The organism is Arachidicoccus terrestris, assembly GCF_020042345.1.
GTDB lineage: Bacteria > Bacteroidota > Bacteroidia > Chitinophagales > Chitinophagaceae > Arachidicoccus > Arachidicoccus terrestris.
In genome coordinates, this window is the sequence record NZ_CP083387.1 from 1,493,352 (window position 1) to 1,514,254 (window position 20,903).

Here is a 20,903-nt window from a genome sequence, read left to right on the forward strand (position 1 = left end):
TGCTCCAAGATTTAATCTTTTCCTGACCTTTTAGCACACTTGAGAAGGCCCTCTTTAACAGTAATTGACTAATTTTGCACACAATTATTCAATTTGACATGGCAAAGCGTGGCATCATATTAATGAATCTGGGTTCTCCGGATTCTACCAGTGTTCCGGATCTAAAAAAATACCTGACCCAGTTTTTGATGGATGAAAAAGTAATAGATAAACCCTGGCTTGTCCGCACGGTGCTGGTTAAGGGATTAATCGTTCCTTTCAGGTCTCCTAAATCTGCTGAAGCCTATAAAAAAATCTGGTGGCCGGAGGGCTCTCCGCTGATCGTCCTTACAGAACGCCTGTGCACTTCTCTAAAAGAAAAGATCACTGATCCTATGTCCATTTCAATGCGATATGGCAACCCTTATCCCAAAGCGGCTTACGAAGCGCTTTTGAAGGAGAATCCCGACCTTGAAGAAGTCGTACTGGTCCCTCTGTACCCTCATTATGCCATGAGTAGTTTTGAAACGGCAGTGGACTATATGAAACAGGCTCACCAGCAACTGGGCTACCGTTTTGTGCTTAAAACCATTCAGCCTTTTTATAACCATCCTTCCTATATCCATGCCCTGGCAGAAAGTATCCGCCCTTATCTGCAGGAAGATTTTGACCAGCTCTTATTCAGTTATCATGGCATCCCGGAGCGGCATGTCCTTAAATCAGATCCGACCGGTCATCACTGCATGCAGTCTGCTACCTGTTGTTTTAATAAATCTGAGGCGCATAAGACCTGTTACAGGCACCAGGTAACGATGACCAGCGAACTGGTCACGAAAAAATTAGGATTACCTAAAAGCAAATGGCAGCAAAGCTATCAATCCAGGCTCGGCCGGGACCCCTGGCTACAACCCAATACCCAGGTGCGCTTGCCCCAACTGCCGGGAGAAGGTGTCAAAAAACTGCTGGTGGTTTGCCCTTCTTTCGTGAGCGATTGCCTGGAGACCCTGGAAGAGATTGAGATCCGTGGTAAAGAAGATTTTATAAAAAGCGGAGGCGAATCATATAAGTATATTCCTTGTATGAATGTCCAGCCACTTTGGGTCGATGCGTTGTCGGAGATTATTCGGGAAGTCAAATAATTTATAGAACGTGCAGTAAAACCCATTCATCACGTAGTGTGGGTGGGATGTAAGGCACAAAAGTATTTGGCTGTTTTACAAAGTACATTTACCTTCGTTTTGTCAGTAAAAGACTTAAAAACCTCGTAAGGGACTTGCGAGTACACGTGTGGAGCGATAATAAGACTTCTAACCCATTTGGGCAGTAAGCAAGTCGCTGTGAAGCACGAAGCCCATTCATCGCTTTAGCGTGGGTCGGTAGTTCACTCCTAATTTTATGGTATGTATTATTATATCAAAGCGCTACATATCATTTTCATTGTAACTTGGTTTGCCGGTCTGTTTTACTTTCCCCGGCTGCTGATCTACAACGCGGAAATCCAGACAGAGCCCGATGCAAATATTAAATCGGCCATGACCCGGCAGTACCTACTTATGATGAAGCGGCTCTGGTATGGAATCACCGTGCCCTCGGCGATCATGACGCTGATTCTGGGGTCACTGACATTGCATTTTGGACACTGGGCGCCTCATTTATTTGACGGAACGGGCACATGGCTACTCATCAAACTCGGTTTTGTCATCCTGCTATATATCTATTTTTTCTCTCTGGGAAAGATCTTTAAACAGCAATCCAAGGGAATTTTCAAATACTCCGGTAATCAACTCAGGTTCTATAATGAGGTCGCAACTGTATTTTTATTCGCCATTGTCTTTCTGGCGACCGTCAAAAGTGCCGGCAGTCTGCTATATGGCCTGGGTGGCCTTATCCTGCTCATTCTGATCCTGGTTACAGCTATTAAGATCTACAAAAAAGTCCGGGAGAAAAAATCGGGGAAACAGCCATAAGCACATAGAAACCAAAAACCAGCTATATCACATCATCACCCAATATCCAATGATCTGGCACAAAGCGCCCACAATAAAGCCCAGGTTAATCTCAAAAAGACTGTGTTCGCTAAGCGCCATACGTGCTGTACAGACCGTCCCGGCTATTAGCGTAAAAAGCGCAATATCAAGGCCATAGTTGTTTTGATAGAGAATACAGGTTAGAATAATAGCTGCCAGTGCACCGCCTACCCCCATGGCATGCATACTGATTTTGACAAAATTGTTCAAAATCAACCCTGGGATAGTCGCTATGAAAATGCCAAAATAAAAGAATTTAAGGGCAGAAGCCTGATCGGTAAAATTCCGGCTCAGATACCACATCCACCAATAGAAAATCATCGTGGCAATATAAGGAATAATCCTTTCTTTCTGGTATCTTAAATGGATGCTTTTAGCAAAGCCTAACTTCCACAGCAGGAAAACCGTAAAAGCCGGAAAAAAAGCGGTTGTCATAAAGACTCCGATTTCCCGAAGCGTCAGATCGTGGCCCTGAAGCCCAATAAATTCATAGGGAAAACGCAATACCATCCACCCAAAGATATACGTCGGTATAAACAGTGGATGAAAAACATAAGATAATACCTTTGCCAATACTCTAACGACTACGGGCTGTCTTTGAATCACGTTCTCCGTCATAATTATAATTGAATTCTAAGCCTGGCTACAGGAATGTTGAGTTGTTCTCTGTATTTGGCCACAGTTCTGCGTGCAATATTATAGCCTTTTTCTTGTAATATCTCAGTTAATTTCTCATCACTGAAGGGCTTTTGCTTATCTTCCTCATCGATTACATCACTGAGTATCTTCTTCACCTCTCTGGTACTTACCTCCTCACCACTTTCGGTACTGAGCGATTCACTAAAAAAGAACTTCAGCCGATAGGTCCCAAATTCTGTCTGCACAAATTTGCTGTTCGCTACCCGGCTCACGGTAGAAATATCCAGATCGATCATTTCAGCAATATCTTTCAAAATCATTGGTTTCAGTGTCGTTTCATCCCCTGTCTTGAAAAATTCCTCCTGATATTCCATAATGGCGCCCATCGTACTAAGCAGTGTATGCTGGCGCTGCTTGATCATATCAATGAACCATTTAGCAGAATCGATCTTCTGCTTGATAAATAAAATAGCTTCTTTCTGCCTTTTGTCTTTTTTATTGCCTTTTTCATAGTCCCGCAACATATCCCGATATCCATCGCTGATACGCAGGTCTGGCGCATTTTTAGCATTCAGAGACAGTTCAAGCTCGCCGTTATTATTAAAAATAAAGAAGTCCGGAACGATATAGCTCATAGCCTTATTTACCTCTCCTACACCACCGCCCGGCTTAGGATTCAATCTGATGATAGCACCAATTGCGCCTTTGAGCTGTTCTTCCGTTATGGACAGACCACGCTGGATCTTGTCGTAATGCTTCTTGGTAAATTCATCAAAATACTTGGTAAGGATCTGAATGGCGACTTTTGTGTGTTCATCCGCTTCCGCCCCTGCCCGATTGAGTTGCAATAACAAGCATTCCTGCAAATCCCGGGCACAGATACCGGCCGGATCGAACTGCTGTATCTTCTGAATAATTGATTCTACCTGTTCCTCCGTGGCGTCAATATTCTGTCGGAAGGCCAGATCATTGACGATAGAAGCCAATTCCCGGCGAAGATATCCGTCATCGTCAATACTACCGATGATCTGCTCTGCAATGGTATATTCTTTATCGTCCAGAGACAACATCCCTAACTGTGACTTTAATGTCTCGTGTAGGCTGCTTTCCACCTTAAAAGGTATATTTTGCTTGTCTTCAGCCTCCTGATAACCGTCCGACCGGAGCTTATAGTCAGCGATCTCATCATCCCCCTCATTGACATACTCAGAAATATCTATATTCTCATATTCCTGCTCGCTTCCATCGGGTTCAAAATCATCATCAGTCTCCTGCTCATATTCATCTGCCGGAGTCTCTAACTCATCATGGACATCTTCTTCACCGCTCTCTTCGAGCGCCGGATTCTCTTCCAACTCCTCTTTGATTCTTTCTTCCAGATTAGCGGTCGGGATCTGCAACAACTTCATCAACTGAATCTGTTGTGGAGATAACTTTTGTAATAACTTTTGTTGTATTGTTTGACTTAACGCCATAACATAGTGTTTGCTTCAATAATTGAGTAGGTTTTTTCTCACAAACCTAAAATCAAAAGTACAATGATTTGCAGCTAAATTTCTAAATAAATTGTTTTATTTTAAAAAATGGCCTACTTTTTGCTATTGTCGGAAATTTTCCCTACTTTCATGAGCTGTCATAAAAAAATGCCCCTGGAAAGGAGCATTTTGGAAGCATTTAAACCCTAAATTTTCAATCATATTCAATAAATATTCTTGCCATAAGTATCCTTAAAATGTGATAATAGCAAGACCAGATCGATTTTGCGTATGTTCAATTGGAAAAGCTCCATACGAATGGACTCCACCTCTAGGAAGGTGTTATAATAAAAAATAGTAATACTTGAATTATTGGTTACATCGCGGCGATTATACTGCCAATCAATAATCTTATCCCAGGAAACTACTTTGTTTTGCACCAGCAACGCTTCAGGCGTAAATTCCATGGCGACACCGCCGCTGCGGAAAAAATTATAGTTTCCGAACAGATATCCGAAAGCGATACACATCAGTCCAAGAATCGCAATCAAGGCTGTATCGCTGGCGCTCAGCGATAGCAGCTGATTGGCTGCATACACTCCCAATAAATAGGTGCTTATTGTAACCCAGATAATATAGTCGTGTGTTCTCCTGGCGCCTATCCGCGTACTGAGATTATTGTCTCGAATAAAACTATCTATTTCCTGACCATTCTCGACAATTGTAGCTGTATGTTCTTTGGGGCGCTCCAGCAGAATGTTTTCTGTCAAGTGGATCTTTTCCAACACTTGCCAAAAAAGGCTTTTGTATCTGGAATGTTTTAACCTGGTGTAAATGATCTTATCTTTAAAAATATAGATCAGGAATAAAACCGCTGATACACCTAAGAGATAAAAATTCACGTGAATCTGCGCTTCATCAGTACCCACTAACGACAGTACCATCAATAAAAAGGCGCACAACACAAACACACTGGAGTATTCAACAAAGCGGATACTGTTTTTGACACTCATTTAAGAAAGTTTTAAAATTCAATAAGCATTGGCTCAGTTACGTGTTAAAAAAGTTTTCATAAATATAATATGAATACTCGTTCGGTTAATAACAAATTGTGCACAATGATCATATCAAACGTTTGCGTATCAAAAATAATTCACGACTTTGGCTTTATTTTAACATTTAACCTTCTTTTTAACGATGACTTCTGACTGCCTGGGAGCCTTATCAGTCCTCTATTCCATAGCGTTCTTTTAGAATTTGGGCATGATAGAGTGCATGACCAAAACTAATATATATCCAAGACCTGCAGGTACATTTGTGCCCCGTAACCAGACCTTCTGCGATTAATGCAGTCTTGTCAAAGGACCGGAAAAGAATATTATGATCACTGCGCAAGGCCAGGAACTCTTCCTGAAGATCACTAAAGGCCCTGTATTGAGCGCGTTGAAACCGCGCGAAGGCATCTTGATCCACTCCTGGCAAGTCCAGTATATACCCTCTGGCAATGGCGAGTGCCCGGTACGCAAATACCCTTTCCATATCGATGATATGCTGCAACACTTCTTTAACGTTCCATTTTCCAGCAGCGTAGCTGTAACCCGCGCTGTCTTCCGGAATATTCGCTATAAAATCTAAAAGGTATTCGCTGTGATTGGTAATTAGCTCGCCTACACTATTTCCCTTAGCAAGAGAGACATATGGTTCGAAAGCGGGCTTATACTCATTTAATGCAGGTCTAGGCATATAATTACATTTTTGGGCTAAGTTAAGTCAGTCTCATTAGATTGCAACGGCATTCGGGCGCGAATTGTCAGAATAAAATTACCTTTGTGCCGCCTAATTATTTAAATATAAAAGACGATCAATGATTAAATCCACCATTCAAATAGATGTTGAGTTAGACAAGGACCGCGTTCCGGAAAATATTTACTGGAGTACGACCGATAGAGAACAGCAGGCACAGAAAGCGAGAGCTATGCTACTGGCCTTCTGGGATGCAGCCGATAAGAGCGCACTGAGAATAGATTTATGGACTAAAGATATGATGGTCGATGAGATGGCGGATTTCTTCTACCAGACGTTAATGACCATGGGCGATACGCTGGGCAGGTCCATTAATGAAAAGGAACTGGTGGATGACATGAAGGGTTTTGCAAAAGATTTCTATCAGAAATTCCGCAAACTCCAACTGGAAAAAAACAAAATTGAAGGAAAACAATAACACTTTATACAATGAGCTTAGAACAAGAAATCATGACGCGCCTTAAAGAGGCCATGAAATCAAAGAATGAAGACGCCCTTCGCAGTTTGAGGGCGATCAAAGCAGAAATCATCAAGGCGAAGACAGAAACCGGTGCCGGTGGCATAATTACAGAAGACGGTGAAGTCAAACTTCTACAGAAAATGGCCAAACAACGCAAGGACTCGCTGGAGATTTTTGAACAGCAGGGACGAAGTGATCTGGCAGCCAAAGAAAAGGCGGAGCTGTCTGTTATTGAGCAATTCTTACCCGAACAGCTTTCGGCAGAAAAACTGCAAGAAATTATTGCTGACATCATTAGGGAAACCGGCGCTTCCAGCCCTGCAGATATGGGAAAGGTCATGGGTATTGCGACCAAAAAACTGGCTGGCAAGGCCGACGGCAAAGCCATTTCCACACAGGTAAAAGCCCTATTGAGTAAATGACCCTAGATCTGATCGCAGCGATACTGTTGGTTCTGGCAATCTTTAAAGGTTACCGGAAAGGGGTCATCGTGGCCGCATTTTCGTATGTAGCGCTCATTATCGGTATCGCAGCGGCCATGAAGCTCTCGGTGGTAGTAGCAGGTTACCTAACCAGTCAATCGATGCATGGCAAATGGCTATCCTTTTTGTCTTTCGTGATTGTATTGGTTGTAGTCATCGTTATCATCAAACTGGTTGCCCGCATGATCGAACAGTTGGCGGAAGCAGTCCTTATGGGGTGGCTAAACCGTATTTGTGGTATTATTTTATATGGCCTGGTTTATTTTACCCTCTATAGTGTTGTGTTATTTTATACGAGTAAAATGGGCCTTACAGGGCCCCAGACCATTGCAGGATCAGTAACTTATCCCTATTTCCATAATCTTGGTCCATGGGTTATTGATCATTTGGGCGCTGTGATTCCCTGGTTTAAGGACATGTTTAGCCATCTTTCTGATTTTTTTGCAGACATGGCCGCCAGAATTCCGGCTTCCTCCAGCTAATCTAAACGGTATCAGCCTAACAAGCAGGTTGATGTGCTAAAAAAAATAATAAATTCTCATTTGAATTATGTTTATTTGTAAGTAAGAAATACCTGTACAGATATTATAATATGAGTTACGAAGTAAAACAATTAGATAAATTTCAATATATTGATGAAGGCAAGGGAGAACCTCTTGTTTTATTTCACGGCCTGTTTGGTGCGCTGAGCAATTTTGAGGATCTGATCGAGCATTTTAAGCACACGCATCGTGTGATCGTCCCTCTATTGCCTCTCTTTGGATTAGACCTGCTCAGTACTACAGTGGGCGGGCTCCAAAAATATGTCAACCGGTTTTTTGAGAAACTGGACATAAGGGATATGCACCTCCTGGGGAATTCACTGGGTGGCCATGTTGCACTGGTACAGGTACTCAAACATCCGGAAAGGATTAAAACCCTGATCCTGACCGGCAGTTCCGGCCTTTTTGAAAACGGCATGGGAGACACCTACCCAAAAAGAGGAGACAGGGAATATATTCGTAAGAAAACCGAATTTACCTTTTATGACCCTAAAATGGCCACTGAGGAACTCGTCAGTGAAGTCTTTGAGATCACCAATAACCGTCTGAAGGTTATTAAGATCATTGCCCTGGCTAAAAGCGCCATTCGTAACAACCTGGGACAGGAATTAAATGGTGTCCAGCAACCCACCCTGCTTATCTGGGGGCAGAATGACCAGGTTACGCCACCATTTGTGGCAGAAGAGTTTCATAAATTGATCCCTAACTCCGAGTTGCATTTTATTGATAAATGTGGCCACGCCCCTATGATGGAAGTTCCAGGTGAATTCAATGTATTATTGGAAGCATTTTTGCAGAAACATAAATCCTAAGCACAATAGCCATGTTATGTGAACAAATCATAGCGCCCGATTTTCCGACACTGACTGCTGACAGTACAGTGGCGGATGCCATGATGGTTTTCAATGACCGCGGCTTAACATATGCTCCGTTGCTTAAAGGAGATGAGTTACTCGGACTGATATCACTGGAAGTATTGGAATCACTGGATGAGAGAATACTTCTTGAGGAAGTACCTCTCAGAACACTTTCAATTGGTGGCGGTCAACATATTTACGCAGCGCTTCGCACAATAACTGCCGCCGGAACCGATTTATTGCCCGTTTTAGATACTGAACAAAATTACATCGGCGTCATCACTGCAGGTGCATTACTTAGCGGACTGGCTGTCTTACTGGACACGGAGAAATCTGGCGGAGCAATTATCACGCTACAGATGAAGAGAGTAGATTACTCTCTTTCCGCTCTTACCCGCCTTATTGAGTCCGGTGACGCCAATATTACCCAACTCAATACCTATAACGACCAGGAGACCGAAAATCTGTGGATCAATATCCGGCTGGACCGTATGGAAGTGTCTGATATTATCAGCACCCTGCAGCGTTATGAGTATAATGTGGTACACTTTTGGGGGAATGAACTATATGAAAATGAGCTTCGCAGGAATTATGAAGCCTTAATGAACTATCTTAGCATATAATTTTAAGAATTATCTAATATTTTAATAATCAGTAATTAAACGTGCGTATTTTTTTTATATCGAAGAGAATGGCATAATTATAGCATATTTAGAACTTTAAAACCAAACAATAATGAAAAAGCTAAAAATCTCTGTATTTGCCCTTATCACAGGTGCAATCATGCTTACTTCCTGTAATGCTTATAAAAATGCAAATAAAAGCGAACGCGGCGCAGCCATCGGTGTAGCCGGTGGAGCAGTAGCAGGTGGCATAATCGGTAAAATTTCAGGTAACACTGCGCTGGGATCCATTATTGGAGCTGCAGTTGGCGGCGGTGCCGGTTACGTAATTGGTAAAAAGATGGATAAGCAAGCAGAAGATATTAAAGAGCAGATTCCGGACGCAAAGGTACAGCGTGTCGAAGAAGGAATTGTCGTAGAGTTTAATAGTAAGGTTCTTTTTGGATTTGACCAGTCAAGCCTGACAGACGCTTCCAGAAATACACTTAGTAACCTGATCACGATCCTGAACAAATACCCTGAAACGAACTTGGAAGTTCAGGGGCATACAGATAACACTGGTGCAGCGAACTATAATATGACTCTGTCCATAAAAAGGGCTACCGCAGTATCTGACTACCTGAAATCAAATGGCATCAACAGTTCCAGACTGACCGTAAAGGGCTTCGGTGAAACAGTACCTAAATACGATAACAATACAGAGGATGGGCGCGCCCAGAACCGTCGTGTTGAATTTCTGATTACCGCCAATGAGCAGATGAAGGCTGACGCAGCAAAAGAGGCGAAGCAGCAGGGAAAATAAGCACAATCGGCAACAAGCGACTAAAGCGATGCCCATAACATACAACGGGCGAAAAATAACCAGAAGGCCACTGATGTAATATTCAAGTTACACAGTGGCCTTCCGGTTTTCCGGAGATCACTATTTCCGATAGCCAAAGCAGCGACCGACGTAAAACAGCTTCCACGGACGCACCTATATTCGGCAGAGAACCAAAAAATTGCTTTTCAAAATACGAGTTCCGTTACTAAATGAAGCGTGGTAAATTGCAGTGGTCCATCTAAAGTGGATATGCGAACCAACACAGACACTGTCTATAATAGAAAACAGCAAAAGACCCGATCAATATCTATTTAATATTGTCGGGCCTTTCCATTGCTATTTATCAACACTCAATATATGACGCTGCGATTCTGTGCTGTTATGATAAGCGTCATGGCATTTCTTCTTTTATTATTTACCCCATGCGGTCCATCCACTTGTCCAGTCATTGCTAGCATCCAGTGCACCTACATAAGATGTCTTCACAAAGAAACTGTTGTCCAATCCGTTAACATCAAACTTTCCTTCAGTAGTCAATGCTTTAGAATCGGCTTTAGGCTTCAAGTCAGGTGCCGCGTTATTGAACGGGTCTGTCAGACCGGCGTCTTCTGCACCGCTTAACAACTGAGAAAGATTTGTGCCCAGTGTCAGTGTTGTCAAGGCTGCTGTGTTCAGTGTGGTTGAATCACTACCCAATACAAGGAAGGGTTTTGTTACCGCTTGGATCAAGCTGTTATAGAATCTGGCTGTACCGGCTTTATAATTCGCCTGAGTTACATCGTCTTCAATAATCAGACCGCCTTTCTGGCTGCCCAGAACAACAGAATTAGCTAACGTAACATTAGAGCCTCTTCTAAAACGCATCCCATAGCCAAAATCGGATGAAGTACCGCTGGCATTATTAGGGCCGATCGCAGTAAAGTTAGATAATACCGGTGTGGTCATCGGCTGGGTATTGAATGGAATCTTACCATTGGTATTATCTATTTCAAAGTTATTGGATAAATCACCACTGGTGCCCTTAGCGTCAGTAAATTTAGGGTCCTTAATAGACAGCCCAAACTGAATCTTGCCATGGTAACCGTCATCCATATCAAAATCATCATCGGCACAATCATAAGCAATCAGATACTTACAGTTTACGCTGCCGCCGAAGAACTCATATCCGTCATCCAGGCCACGGATAACTTGAATATGATCAATCGTTGTACCGCTACCCACAGCGTACAGCGAGAGACCGTTTACTTCATCCCCTGGATTGACAGCCTTCCCTGCATATTCAATACGAACATATTGTAAAACACCACTGTTATCGGCATCGTCTGTACCGCCGAAATCCTTGTGTGAATCATCTACTCCACCTTCCAGATTGGCATGATTATGATTGCCGGTAGCTTTACCAACCAGGACCAAGCCACCCAGATCGCCAGGTTTAGGACTCTCTTCGTTAGAGGTGAATACAATTGGCGCAGAAGCGGTGCCTTTGGCATTGATCTTAGCACCCTTGTATATGATTAAAACGCCTGCAGAATCACTGTTGGAAACGATCTTGGTGCCAGGTTCAATGGTCAGGGTTGCACCTGATTCTACATAAACATAGCCCCGGAGCCTGTAGACATTATCTTTGGTCCACGTTTGGTCTTTACTAATGGATCCCCGTATATCTGTCGTCTCAGATGGATCTACCGGGTTTACAACCCCTCCGTCATCTGACTTGCTGCAACTTGCTGCCATCATAATCAGGCCGCCGGCAAGTCCCATAAACTGAATTGTTCTTAATTTTTTCATGATTTTTAAGTTGAATTTTACTTTGGTTTTTACGTCTGTTTTTAGATTGAATTTTTGTGATTAATAATCTGTTTTAAGAAATGTATGGCATCTAAAATTGATATTTGATAGATAGATTAAGTGCTGTACCCGGTTTAAACTGGCGAGTGATTTTATCCGTAGAGGCGTCGTAGCCCGTTTTACGGCTATCCTGACTCACCCCGAACTTATAATACCAGTCAACTGATTGTGCCAACAAGTCTTTGGCTGATAGTTTCAGTTCCAGTTTTTTAGATTTCAGGAATTTATAACTCACCTGTGCGTCAATGACATCCCTTCCTTTTTCATAGATATTCATCTGCCCTTCACCCTGGCCTCTGAAGGCAAGGCGGGGGCCGGCTTTCTGATAAAGCAGGTTCACAGACATATCCCCTTCCGTATAGCTCAAACCTGCGCCAATCAAATAGGGCGACTGGCCCTGCATTAAGCTTTTGCCCTTTGTACCATTTAATTGAATATCTCCGTCAACATAGGTGGCATTTCCATATAAGGTCCACTTGCTCATGAATTCACTTCCCAGAAAATCCAGTTTCTTTCTGATCTCAAACTCTGCCCCGTATAACTGTGCTTCGTCTGCATTCTGATAGTTAAGAATTCCGTTCCCCTGATTGACCTGTTCGATAGGATCATTGAAATGTTTGTAGAATATACTGGCTGAGATGATCTCTCCTGTTGCAGGGAAAAACTCATACCGAAAATCCAGGTTGGTGATCTTACTTCGGGTCAGATTCGGGTTACCACGATAGATAAAATCCTTGCTATAATCATAGAGGCTATAATCTGCCAGCTCCCTGAACTCTGGTCTGTTTACGGATTGAGATCCGGCTAACCTGAAGTTCATTTCCGACCATGGCCGGAAAGTCAGGATGGCAGAAGGCAGGATATCAGTGTTATTCTTTTCGATGGATTTTCCGGAAGTCGGTATCAGTTTTTGATTATAACTGCTAATGGCAGCTCCCCATTTTAAGGTCCAGTGGTTCCACCATTTATTTTCTAACATGACAAATCCGTCAGTATTCCAGGCCTTTCCCTGATAATCTGTAGAGTTATTGCCAATAGTCGCTACTGTAACTTTATACTGCTCAATATTCTCATTGGTAAAGAGGTCAAAAGGGCTCGAAGGATCTGCGGGAATGGTAATACCATACGCATTTAGTGACGCATACCCCAGCGCTTCTACCGATACATCTTTTAACCGGTAATAAGTCGACATTCCGGCCTTTAATAATTGTTCCTGATCGCCCAATTTAAATCCATAGCTGTAATCCCAGTGACCGCCGAACTGCTGCTCCAGGTTACTGGAATAGACCCGGCCCGCATTCTGAATTTCCGGTGAGTTCTCATTGCTCAGCTTTCTTTCATAACCACCATCAGCGTTCTCATTCAGTGTAAGAATCGTCTCGTCCGGGCTATAATGATAGGTTCTGGCATAGGACAAATTCCAATTGAGTACCTGATCAGATTTTAAGTCATGTACTCCTTGCAATACCGATTGCAAAAGACCGTTTCTAGATGCCTTACTGGAGCTGCTGATAAAAGGCTGTGGGTTTTCGTTAGAAAGATTGGCCCCTTCTCTAAGTACCACATCGCTGGTGAGCTGATTGTTATAAAGATTTTTGAGCATCAATCTGTTGTTCGCATTAAACGCATAGCTAAGGTTCAGTAAGGCATAATGGCCATATTTATAGCTGTAATCTGTTGCGTTGCTTCTGTATATCTGTCTCTTGTCAATAGAATAGTCGTTGATTAACCCTGTGGTGACTTCTCTGGAAGCGCTGTAACCCAGGGAATAAATATACCCGAACTTTTTATCCGACTTTGTGTACCGAGTGTCCCCACCTGTATACGAAATACTCATATCAGGTAGGCTGTTTGCAGCCCCTTTATAGCCGAAGTTATTAGAGAATTTTTCGGTAACGGCCATTTTAATTCCATCATCCTGATGGCTAAACCCGTTTTTATAGTAGTTATAGGAAGCCGGCAGAGCTCGTCGATTATCAAAATATCCTGTATAGTCGTATTTACCCGTAACCTTTGATTTTTTAAAGCTTTTAAACGTTGTATTTGTCTGATATCCCAGCGATAACGACAGTTCACTCACCCTTCTTGATGGGAATTCCTTGGTGGTTATATCAATCGCCCCTCCGGCAAAGTCAGGAGGCAGATCTGGTGTCATGGATTTATAAATCACCACTTGGTCGATGAGTGATGCGGGAATAATATTAAAGGCAAATGCTTTTTTGTCGGGCTCTGTGGAAGGCAATAGTGCACCATTCATTTTTGCCGTATTATAGCGTTCATTCAGTCCTCGGATAATGACGAACTTATCGTCTTGAACGGATGCGCCACTGACTCTTTTAAGCACATCACCCATATTTCTATCGGGCGATTTTTTAATTACGTCCTGAGAGATGCCATCAGAGATCGCAGAAGCAGCCTTTTGATTTGCATAGACCAAATCCACGCTACCGCTGCTACGTCTCACGGCAGAAACCGTTACATCTGCAAGATCTCCTGCCTTAGACTGGAGTTCAATTAAAAAAGGCTGGTCTTTTTGACGATTCGGATATAAAGTAAGAACAGTTTTTTGGTAGCCGATAGCTTCCACACTAACCTTGCAGCTTGAGTCCTTGGGACACATGAGCTGAAATATCCCATCTGATTCGCTGACTGCACCGGTGTGGCTGTTTAAAATTTTTATGGTTGCACCTGCAACAGGAACGCCTTTTTCATCCTGGACCTTCCCGTTTATTTGTATTTTGCTGTCGTCAACAGGCTTTGCCTGGGCCAGCTGTAAGCCACTTAAGATCAGTAAGGTGATCAGGTAACTTAAGGATAAAGAAAATTTAATTTTCAAGAAATCTATGCTTTAGTGATCTAATTATTTACGGGCCAAAAGTAGAAGTGCCGTGTTAAGCCAAGGTTATCTCAGGATTAATTCCGTGTTACCATCCATCTCTGTCAGCAAAACAAAAAAAACGATACAATGAGCGGGTTTCCCAAAAAAATAGGCAACTTTGCAGAGTATGAAGCAATTGTGGATTTTTCTAATATGCATTTGCTGTACTTTGACTGTTTTGGGCCAACATCAAAATACAGATAGCACTCCCACCAAAAAAACTACAGGCACCCGATCTGGTGCCGGAGATACTGGGCGGGCGGGCCAAGCTGTGCCAGCAAAAAAACAATCATCCACAAATACGCAAACAAAAGATACAGGCAAAGCCGCAAAAGCAAGCACTGCTAAACCAGTCGCCGATACAGGAGTCAAGCAGTCCCGAAAGCGTACATTAGCGAACACACCGGACAGTTCGAAATCTGGTTCGGCAACAATTGCTGCCTCTGATAGCGGAAATGCCAACAACCGTCCCGAGGCTCTGACAGCACAGCAACTTGAAGCGCAACACAAAGCCAGCGAACAGCGTCAATTAAAGGAGCGTAAAGATTCTATATATAATACGCATAAAAGGCAGGTTTTATCAGGGCTGACATCCGCAGCACTGACCAGAGACAATCGACGTCCTGATTACAGCATATTCTTTCCTGATTATTTCTATGACAATAGTCGTGATGCCGGCAATAACAATGGTGCACTTGTCAGTTTTCATGCATACCGGAATCGCGATCTGCTCTTTTATGCTTTTTTTGGAATTACGTTGTTACTGGCCCTGATTAAAATGATATTTCCGCGTTATTTTAATCAGATCTTCTGGTTTTTTCTACATCCTAATGATAGAAAAAATAATGCATCGGAACAGATCAGTGGTCAGAATCTGCTTCCCTCCCTGTTATTAAACCTGTTTTTCGTATTAACGGGAGGGCTATTCCTAGCCCAGATAGCCCGGCCCAATATACCCGGCACGAACTTTTGGACAACCTGGGCGCTTTTTTCTCTTTTATTAGCGGGTGTCTATCTTGTTAAATTTTTGGTCATTTTACTTTCCGGATGGGTATTTGGCGCACCTACTGCAGCAACTATTTATAATCAGGTCGTCTTTTCTATCAATAAAATCATCGGCCTCGTGCTGCTCCCTGCCACATTGTTAATCAGTTACGGAACAGATAGTACCCTCGGACATGTCTTTTCCACTGTAGTGGTTATAATAGTTATACTTCTAATATATCGCTATATAGCCTCTTTTCTTCTAATTAAAGGCAAACTCAAGGTGAGCGCATTCCACTTTATTTTGTACCTTTGCGCGGTTGAAATAGTACCTTTGCTACTTGTTTACAAAGTATTATTGACCAATATGGGACGGTTCATGTAACCTGTACCTATTCATTATTCTATCGACATTATAATAATTTATGGTAAAAAGTGAAGGTAAGAGCTTGATTCCGGCAACGGTAAATACTAGGATACTCATTACCCAACCCAAACCAAGTAGTGAGAAATCACCTTATTACGACCTAGCCAAAAAGCACAATGCCGAATTAGTATTTCATCCATTTATACGACTGGAAGGACTTTCTGCGAAAGAATTCAGAAAACAGAAAATAGATATCACTAAATATAGTGCCGTTATTTTTACCAGTAGAAATGCCATCGATCATTTTTTCCGCATGTGTGAAGAAATGAAAGTCTCTGTAAGTCAGGATACCAAATATTTTTGTGTAGCAGAGGCCATCGCGCTTTACCTTCAGAAATTTATTCTGTATAGAAAAAGAAAGGTATTTTTTGGGGCCGATGGTACCAACAAGAGCATTTTCGATGTGATCAACAAACATAAGGAAAATGAAAGTTTTTTGTATGTCTGTAGTGAAAACCAGCAAGACAGCGACATCGTTAACTGGTTGAAAGCCAATAACTGTAGCTTTGAACTCGGCTTTATGTACCGCACAGTATCTAATGATATCAAAAGTGTTATGAATAATCAACGCTATGACATAATCTGTTTTTTCACACCTAGCGGTATCCGCTGCCTGCTGGATTCCTATCCTGATTTTGGTAAATCAGACACAGTTGTAGGCACTTTCGGAAGTGGCACCTTCCGGGCCTGTGGTCAGGAGGGCTTAAAAGCGACCATCGTTGCACCGTCAGAGAAAAGCCCCAACATGGCTGTTGCTCTGGATAATTATCTGGCCTCCCGGGAAAAAACTGCAGGAAAAAAAGCAAAATAAAACAGGACTATTTCTGTTTTTCATACGCTATTTAAAGCCACTCTATTTGTAAGGGGTGGCTTTGTTTTATGTTTCACCTAATACCTTATTAAAAATCAGTAATTTTTTTGAATAACATCAAAAAAGCACTACATTTGTAACAAATGTTAGTTAGTTTTAAATATTTGATACTATATGCACACAACTCAAGTAAGTGATTTAGCGCTGGAAATCCGGCAAATGGCTGCTGACTTCGCCGCCAGGCATATTAAACCATATGTAATGGAATGGGATGAGGCGCAGAAGTTTCCGGTGGAATTGTTTCAAAAGTTAGGCGAATTAGGGATGATGGGGGTATTGGTACCGGAGCAATACGGGGGGGCCGGACTGGGCTACCATGAGTATAAAGTTGTCATTGAAGAAATCGCCAAAGTCTGCGGCAGTATCGGACTGAGTGTAGCTGCACATAATTCCTTATGTACCAATCATATATTGACCTTCGGAAGTGAGGCTCAAAAAAATAAATACCTGCCGGCGCTGGCGTCGGGGGAACATATTGGCGCCTGGGCACTGACAGAACCCAATACCGGCAGTGATGCAGGCAATATGAAATGTGTTGCCACCAGACAGGGTGATAACTGGGTCATTAATGGTTCAAAATGCTGGATTACCCATGGCATTACCGGTAATACCGTCGTATTGTTGGCCAGAACCGGTCCCGCCCATACGAGAGACAATTGTACTGCATTTATTATAGAGCGGGGTATGGAAGGATTCAAGGCAGGCAAAAAAGAGAATAAATTAGGGATGCGTGCCAGTGAGACCGCTGAAATCATTTTCGATAATTGTGTAATTTCTGATGCACAGAGAATGGGAGAAGTGGGAGAAGGATTTAAACAGGCAATGACCATCCTGGATGGCGGTAGGATCTCCATAGCGGCCTTATCACTTGGCATTGCTAAGGGTGCTTTTGAAGCTGCTCTACAATATAGCCAGGAACGCAAACAGTTTGATAAACCCATCAGTTCGTTTCAGGGCATCAGTTTTAAGCTGGCCGATATGGCCACTGAAATCGATGCTGCAGATTTATTGATTCAACGCGCCTGCCAGCTAAAGGAAGATCATGCGCAACTTACGAAAGAATCTGCCATGGCGAAATACTATGCCAGTGAAGTAGCAGTAAGGACGGCCACAGAGGCGGTGCAAATTTTTGGTGGATACGGCTATACAAAGGATTTTCCTGTGGAAAAATTTTATCGGGATGCCAAACTCTGCACTATCGGAGAAGGCACATCAGAAATCCAGAAAATTGTGATCGCCCGGGAGCTTCTAAGATAGTGTAACTGTCTGGCAAAGTTTGTCAATGCTGCCAGGAATATACTCAGGGAAGGTCTGGAAATATTGCCTGGCTGTGGTGCGCAGACGGACATTAAACAAAAAACAGGCGGAGGCACCCCCACCCGGAGCGTCTGTGAAGCCTGAAGCGAAGGCTATGCAAAAGTAAAAACCTAATACATAGCCGAACAGCAACAAGATAGTTATTGTGCGATAAGCGCACCATCAAGCAACGCAAGACAATTTCATATACCCGGAGGAGAGATGCGCATTGAAACCGGATCATTTATCAGGCATCTTTCCCTTATTTTGAGCGATTGTAGCTGTATCAAAAGACCGCTGTTGCCCTAACAACAGCGGTCTTTTGATATTCAATAAAATTGATATCAGGATTGTATATAATTATCTGATCACCGCACTGGTCATTTTATTAGCCGTTCTCTTTTCACTGTATTGCTTGGCGGCAGCCACGAAATGGACAAAGAGCGGGGCAGGATTTAGAACGGTACTTTTTAATTCGGGATGATATTGTACACCAATGAAGAAAGGGTGCGTCGGAACCTCCACGATCTCTACCAGACCTGTCTCGGGATTGAAACCGGTAGCCGGCATTCCCTTGTCAATAAATTGCTGCAGGTATTCATTATTAAACTCATACCGGTGACGATGCCTTTCCGAGATATTCACCTTTCCGTAAATTTTATGTGCCAATGACCCATCTTTGATCTCACAAGGATAGGCGCCGAGGCGCATAGTCCCGCCCATTAATTTTACCTTTTTCTGTTCTTCCATCATACTGATGACCGGATGCGTGGCATCTTCCTTCATTTCTGTAGAATGAGCTCCTTTCAGGCCAATTACATTGCGGGCAAATTCTATAACGGCCATCTGCATACCCAGGCAAATTCCAAAGAAAGGAATGCCGTGCTCTCTGGCATATTGAATGGCCATAATCTTACCTTCAATTCCTCTTTCTCCAAATCCTGGCGCTACCAGCATCCCGTCAAAGGATTCCAGTTTCTCTGCGACATTATCTTTAGTAATAAATTCGCTGTGAACATTGATGATCTGTACTTTCACCTCACAAGCCGCACCTGCATGAATAAAGCTCTCCAAAATCGATTTATAGGCATCCTGCAGTTCAATATACTTTCCGATCAGACCGATCGTGATTTTACTTTTTGGGTATTTCAATTTATCGAGGAAGACTTTCCATTGTTCTAGTTGTGGTTCTTTAATATCGGAGATCTGAAATTTTTTCAGACAGATCAAGTCCAGTTTCTCTCGAAGCATTTCCAGCGGCACTTCATAAATAGAAGAAGCATCCATCGCTTCTATTACGGCATCCTGTTTTACATTACAGAAAAGAGCTATTTTTCTCTTCAGTTCATTGGTGAGTGGTTCTTCAGTCCTGCAGACAATGATATCGGGATGCACCCCATTTTCACTCATGGTCTTAACAGAATGTTGTGTAGGTTTGGTCTTAAGTTCTTTTGCCGCCTTCAGATAAGGGATCAGCGTCAGGTGTACAACGCAAACATCTTCTTCGGGCAATTCCCATTGGATCTGGCGAATAGCTTCTACAAACGGCAGGCTTTCGATATCCCCTATTGTACCGCCGATTTCAGTGATAACCACGTCATAGTTACCGTCCCCGCCCAGCAATAGCATACGGCGCTTAATCTCATCGGTAATGTGAGGAATAACCTGGACAGTCTTACCCAGGTATGCTCCCTCCCGCTCTCTGTTGATCACCGTCTGATAGATCCTTCCCGTGGTAACGTTGTTCGCCTGGGAAGTATGAATATTCAGGAACCTTTCATAATGTCCCAAATCCAGGTCGGTCTCCGCACCATCTTCTGTTACATAACACTCTCCATGCTCATAAGGGTTCATGGTTCCGGGGTCGATATTGATATAAGGGTCAAATTTCTGGATTGTGACCTTCAACCCTCTTGCCTGTAACAGCTTCGCCAGCGAAGCTGCTATAATGCCCTTTCCTAAACTACTGGTCACACCACCGGTTACAAATACATACTTTGCCATAATTATATTGTATATGAATTCAACTTTTATACAAAAAAAATAATCATCCGATCATTGATTACTACAAAAAAACGGATGACGAACGTGACCTGATTAATAAATGATTTTGGAAAAGGGATTTTGACTCATTTTCCTAGGGAGGTCATGCAAAGATATTTGAATTTTCCGGGATTTAGGCACGTGCCTGCCTTTAATTTTTAGAGCGAGCCCGCATTTGTGCCTGTCTGGCAAAAGCAATCTTCATAAGAAGATGAATTTCAGGCAAATATTGGCCCGATAAAATATATAAGAAAAACCACCTCCAGAGATAGACTCATAAGAGGTGGTCACCTTCAACGAACAAAAATCGCAAAATGTACTATTACATATAGAGTGGGAATCCGACATTATTTTTCACGGACAAACTTCACGACAGTAGAAGTACTGTCAGCCGTCTTGTCACCAAACTGAACATCACCTTTTACACCACTGGTAACAATCAGAGAGTCCTTTGTCAGGCTCACGTCTCCTTTGACGTTAAAGTCCTCTGCTTCACCTAAGTCTAATTTTGCATCGATAGAAGTTTTATCTTTTTCGGTGTTCAAGACATAGGTACCCAGTAATGCTTTGTTTTCTTCACCATAGGTTCCCTTGATGGAATCAGCTGTTTCGGTGCCTTCAAATAAAGTAATCTTCAGAGACTTTACCAGCGCATCCTTATCCGTATTGGTCTCATCAATTGCTTCCCCATCAATAAAGCCGGTCATTACATATGATACACCCGCCCAGTCTCCCCGGATCTCTGTTGATGGATCTGGAGGTGGAGGAGTAGGGTTATCATCTTTGGAACATGCCACAATAAGCATGGTAGCCGCTGCAGCGGTTAACAAGATCTTTTTCATCGGT

At 42.7% G+C, this 20,903-nt stretch carries 19 protein-coding genes; 11 read left to right on the forward strand and 8 right to left on the reverse strand.

The window, feature by feature from the left end; translation table 11 throughout:
* Positions 1 to 98 precede the first annotated feature (98 nt).
* Positions 99 to 1,118 carry a ferrochelatase gene (gene hemH, locus K9M52_RS05990; RefSeq protein ID WP_224071151.1) on the forward strand — a complete coding sequence of 340 codons (1,020 nt, stop codon included), beginning with the start codon at positions 99 to 101 and terminating at the stop codon, positions 1,116 to 1,118.
* Positions 1,119 to 1,379: 261 nt separating this feature from the next.
* The gene (locus K9M52_RS05995; RefSeq protein ID WP_224071152.1) at positions 1,380 to 1,946 is read left to right on the forward strand and encodes a CopD family protein; all 567 of its coding nucleotides are present in this window, start codon (positions 1,380 to 1,382) and stop codon (positions 1,944 to 1,946) included.
* A 27-nt stretch (positions 1,947 to 1,973) separates the two neighbouring features.
* Here K9M52_RS05995 and K9M52_RS06000 read toward each other — a convergent pair whose 3' ends face one another.
* The 4 genes from K9M52_RS06000 to K9M52_RS06015 form a co-directional block, all read right to left on the reverse strand.
* On the reverse strand, positions 1,974 to 2,624 hold the full coding sequence (locus K9M52_RS06000; protein WP_224071153.1) for a hypothetical protein: 651 nt from the start codon (positions 2,622 to 2,624) through the stop codon (positions 1,974 to 1,976).
* 2 nt (positions 2,625 to 2,626) lie between these two features.
* Positions 2,627 to 4,120 carry an RNA polymerase factor sigma-54 gene (gene rpoN / locus K9M52_RS06005; RefSeq protein ID WP_224071154.1) on the reverse strand — a complete coding sequence of 498 codons (1,494 nt, stop codon included), beginning with the start codon at positions 4,118 to 4,120 and terminating at the stop codon, positions 2,627 to 2,629.
* Positions 4,121 to 4,344: 224 nt separating this feature from the next.
* The gene (locus K9M52_RS06010) at positions 4,345 to 5,133 is read right to left on the reverse strand and encodes a hypothetical protein (RefSeq protein WP_224071155.1); all 789 of its coding nucleotides are present in this window, start codon (positions 5,131 to 5,133) and stop codon (positions 4,345 to 4,347) included.
* Between the two features lie 211 nt (positions 5,134 to 5,344).
* Entirely contained in the window at positions 5,345 to 5,863 is a 519-nt protein-coding gene (locus tag K9M52_RS06015) for a DinB family protein (RefSeq protein ID WP_224071156.1), read from the reverse strand.
* A 121-nt stretch (positions 5,864 to 5,984) separates the two neighbouring features.
* Here K9M52_RS06015 and gldC point away from each other — a divergent pair, with 121 nt between their 5' ends.
* From gldC to K9M52_RS06045, 6 genes are all read left to right on the forward strand, one after another.
* Positions 5,985 to 6,341, forward strand: coding sequence for a gliding motility protein GldC (gene gldC, locus K9M52_RS06020; protein ID WP_224071157.1), 357 nt, complete (start codon positions 5,985 to 5,987; stop codon positions 6,339 to 6,341).
* A gap of 11 nt (positions 6,342 to 6,352) precedes the next feature.
* Positions 6,353 to 6,805 carry a GatB/YqeY domain-containing protein gene (locus K9M52_RS06025; protein ID WP_224071158.1) on the forward strand — a complete coding sequence of 151 codons (453 nt, stop codon included), beginning with the start codon at positions 6,353 to 6,355 and terminating at the stop codon, positions 6,803 to 6,805.
* A complete protein-coding gene (locus tag K9M52_RS06030) occupies positions 6,802 to 7,347 on the forward strand; it encodes a CvpA family protein (RefSeq protein ID WP_224071159.1) in 546 nt (181 codons plus the stop codon). Before K9M52_RS06025 ends, K9M52_RS06030 begins: the two co-directional genes overlap by 4 nt.
* A 110-nt stretch (positions 7,348 to 7,457) precedes the next feature.
* Positions 7,458 to 8,219: an alpha/beta fold hydrolase gene (locus tag K9M52_RS06035; RefSeq protein WP_224071160.1), complete on the forward strand. Its 762-nt coding sequence runs from the start codon at positions 7,458 to 7,460 to the stop codon at positions 8,217 to 8,219.
* 11 nt (positions 8,220 to 8,230) lie between these two features.
* Positions 8,231 to 8,887, forward strand: a complete 657-nt coding sequence (locus K9M52_RS06040; RefSeq protein ID WP_224071161.1) for a CBS domain-containing protein — start codon at positions 8,231 to 8,233, stop codon at positions 8,885 to 8,887.
* 112 nt (positions 8,888 to 8,999) lie between these two features.
* A complete protein-coding gene (locus K9M52_RS06045) occupies positions 9,000 to 9,689 on the forward strand; it encodes an OmpA family protein (protein ID WP_224071162.1) in 690 nt (229 codons plus the stop codon).
* A 432-nt stretch (positions 9,690 to 10,121) separates the two neighbouring features.
* Here the strand turns inward: K9M52_RS06045 and K9M52_RS06050 are convergent, their stop codons facing one another.
* Together K9M52_RS06050 and K9M52_RS06055 are read right to left on the reverse strand one after the other, a co-directional pair.
* On the reverse strand, positions 10,122 to 11,498 hold the full coding sequence (locus K9M52_RS06050) for a hypothetical protein (RefSeq protein WP_224071163.1): 1,377 nt from the start codon (positions 11,496 to 11,498) through the stop codon (positions 10,122 to 10,124).
* A gap of 91 nt (positions 11,499 to 11,589) precedes the next feature.
* Positions 11,590 to 14,394 (reverse strand): carboxypeptidase-like regulatory domain-containing protein, encoded by a 2,805-nt coding sequence (locus K9M52_RS06055; protein WP_224071164.1) that lies wholly within the window; start codon positions 14,392 to 14,394, stop codon positions 11,590 to 11,592.
* 313 nt (positions 14,395 to 14,707) lie between these two features.
* Between K9M52_RS06055 and K9M52_RS06060 the strand changes: the two genes are divergently transcribed.
* From K9M52_RS06060 to K9M52_RS06070, 3 genes are all read left to right on the forward strand, one after another.
* Positions 14,708 to 15,805: a DUF4271 domain-containing protein gene (locus tag K9M52_RS06060; RefSeq protein WP_224071165.1), complete on the forward strand. Its 1,098-nt coding sequence runs from the start codon at positions 14,708 to 14,710 to the stop codon at positions 15,803 to 15,805.
* Between the two features lie 40 nt (positions 15,806 to 15,845).
* On the forward strand, positions 15,846 to 16,658 hold the full coding sequence (locus K9M52_RS06065; RefSeq protein ID WP_224071166.1) for a uroporphyrinogen-III synthase: 813 nt from the start codon (positions 15,846 to 15,848) through the stop codon (positions 16,656 to 16,658).
* Positions 16,659 to 16,832: 174 nt separating this feature from the next.
* On the forward strand, positions 16,833 to 17,975 hold the full coding sequence (locus tag K9M52_RS06070) for an acyl-CoA dehydrogenase family protein (RefSeq protein ID WP_224071167.1): 1,143 nt from the start codon (positions 16,833 to 16,835) through the stop codon (positions 17,973 to 17,975).
* 399 nt (positions 17,976 to 18,374) lie between these two features.
* Here K9M52_RS06070 and K9M52_RS06075 read toward each other — a convergent pair whose 3' ends face one another.
* Both K9M52_RS06075 and K9M52_RS06080 read right to left on the reverse strand, forming a co-directional pair.
* Entirely contained in the window at positions 18,375 to 20,018 is a 1,644-nt protein-coding gene (locus K9M52_RS06075; protein WP_262902426.1) for a CTP synthase, read from the reverse strand.
* Between the two features lie 386 nt (positions 20,019 to 20,404).
* Positions 20,405 to 20,899, reverse strand: a complete 495-nt coding sequence (locus K9M52_RS06080) for a hypothetical protein (protein WP_224071168.1) — start codon at positions 20,897 to 20,899, stop codon at positions 20,405 to 20,407.
* Positions 20,900 to 20,903 lie beyond the last annotated feature (4 nt).

Excerpts from the sequence above, each read along its gene's own strand:
- K9M52_RS06080 (WP_224071168.1), bottom strand. The coding sequence starts at position 20,899 with ATGAAAAAGATCTTGTTAACCGCTGCAGCGGCTACCATGCTTATTGTG.
- K9M52_RS06045 (WP_224071162.1), top strand. The coding sequence starts at position 9,000 with ATGAAAAAGCTAAAAATCTCTGTATTTGCCCTTATCACAGGTGCAATC.
- K9M52_RS06070 (WP_224071167.1), top strand. The coding sequence starts at position 16,833 with ATGCACACAACTCAAGTAAGTGATTTAGCGCTGGAAATCCGGCAAATG.
- K9M52_RS06040 (WP_224071161.1), top strand. The coding sequence starts at position 8,231 with ATGTTATGTGAACAAATCATAGCGCCCGATTTTCCGACACTGACTGCT.
- K9M52_RS06075 (WP_262902426.1), bottom strand. The coding sequence starts at position 20,018 with ATGGCAAAGTATGTATTTGTAACCGGTGGTGTGACCAGTAGTTTAGGA.
- K9M52_RS06030 (WP_224071159.1), top strand. The coding sequence starts at position 6,802 with ATGACCCTAGATCTGATCGCAGCGATACTGTTGGTTCTGGCAATCTTT.
- gldC (WP_224071157.1), top strand. The coding sequence starts at position 5,985 with ATGATTAAATCCACCATTCAAATAGATGTTGAGTTAGACAAGGACCGC.
- hemH (WP_224071151.1), top strand. The coding sequence starts at position 99 with ATGGCAAAGCGTGGCATCATATTAATGAATCTGGGTTCTCCGGATTCT.
- K9M52_RS06035 (WP_224071160.1), top strand. The coding sequence starts at position 7,458 with ATGAGTTACGAAGTAAAACAATTAGATAAATTTCAATATATTGATGAA.
- K9M52_RS06010 (WP_224071155.1), bottom strand. The coding sequence starts at position 5,133 with ATGAGTGTCAAAAACAGTATCCGCTTTGTTGAATACTCCAGTGTGTTT.
- K9M52_RS06025 (WP_224071158.1), top strand. The coding sequence starts at position 6,353 with ATGAGCTTAGAACAAGAAATCATGACGCGCCTTAAAGAGGCCATGAAA.
- K9M52_RS05995 (WP_224071152.1), top strand. The coding sequence starts at position 1,380 with ATGTATTATTATATCAAAGCGCTACATATCATTTTCATTGTAACTTGG.
- rpoN (WP_224071154.1), bottom strand. The coding sequence starts at position 4,120 with ATGGCGTTAAGTCAAACAATACAACAAAAGTTATTACAAAAGTTATCT.
- K9M52_RS06050 (WP_224071163.1), bottom strand. The coding sequence starts at position 11,498 with ATGAAAAAATTAAGAACAATTCAGTTTATGGGACTTGCCGGCGGCCTG.
- K9M52_RS06000 (WP_224071153.1), bottom strand. The coding sequence starts at position 2,624 with ATGACGGAGAACGTGATTCAAAGACAGCCCGTAGTCGTTAGAGTATTG.
- K9M52_RS06065 (WP_224071166.1), top strand. The coding sequence starts at position 15,846 with ATGGTAAAAAGTGAAGGTAAGAGCTTGATTCCGGCAACGGTAAATACT.
- K9M52_RS06015 (WP_224071156.1), bottom strand. The coding sequence starts at position 5,863 with ATGCCTAGACCTGCATTAAATGAGTATAAGCCCGCTTTCGAACCATAT.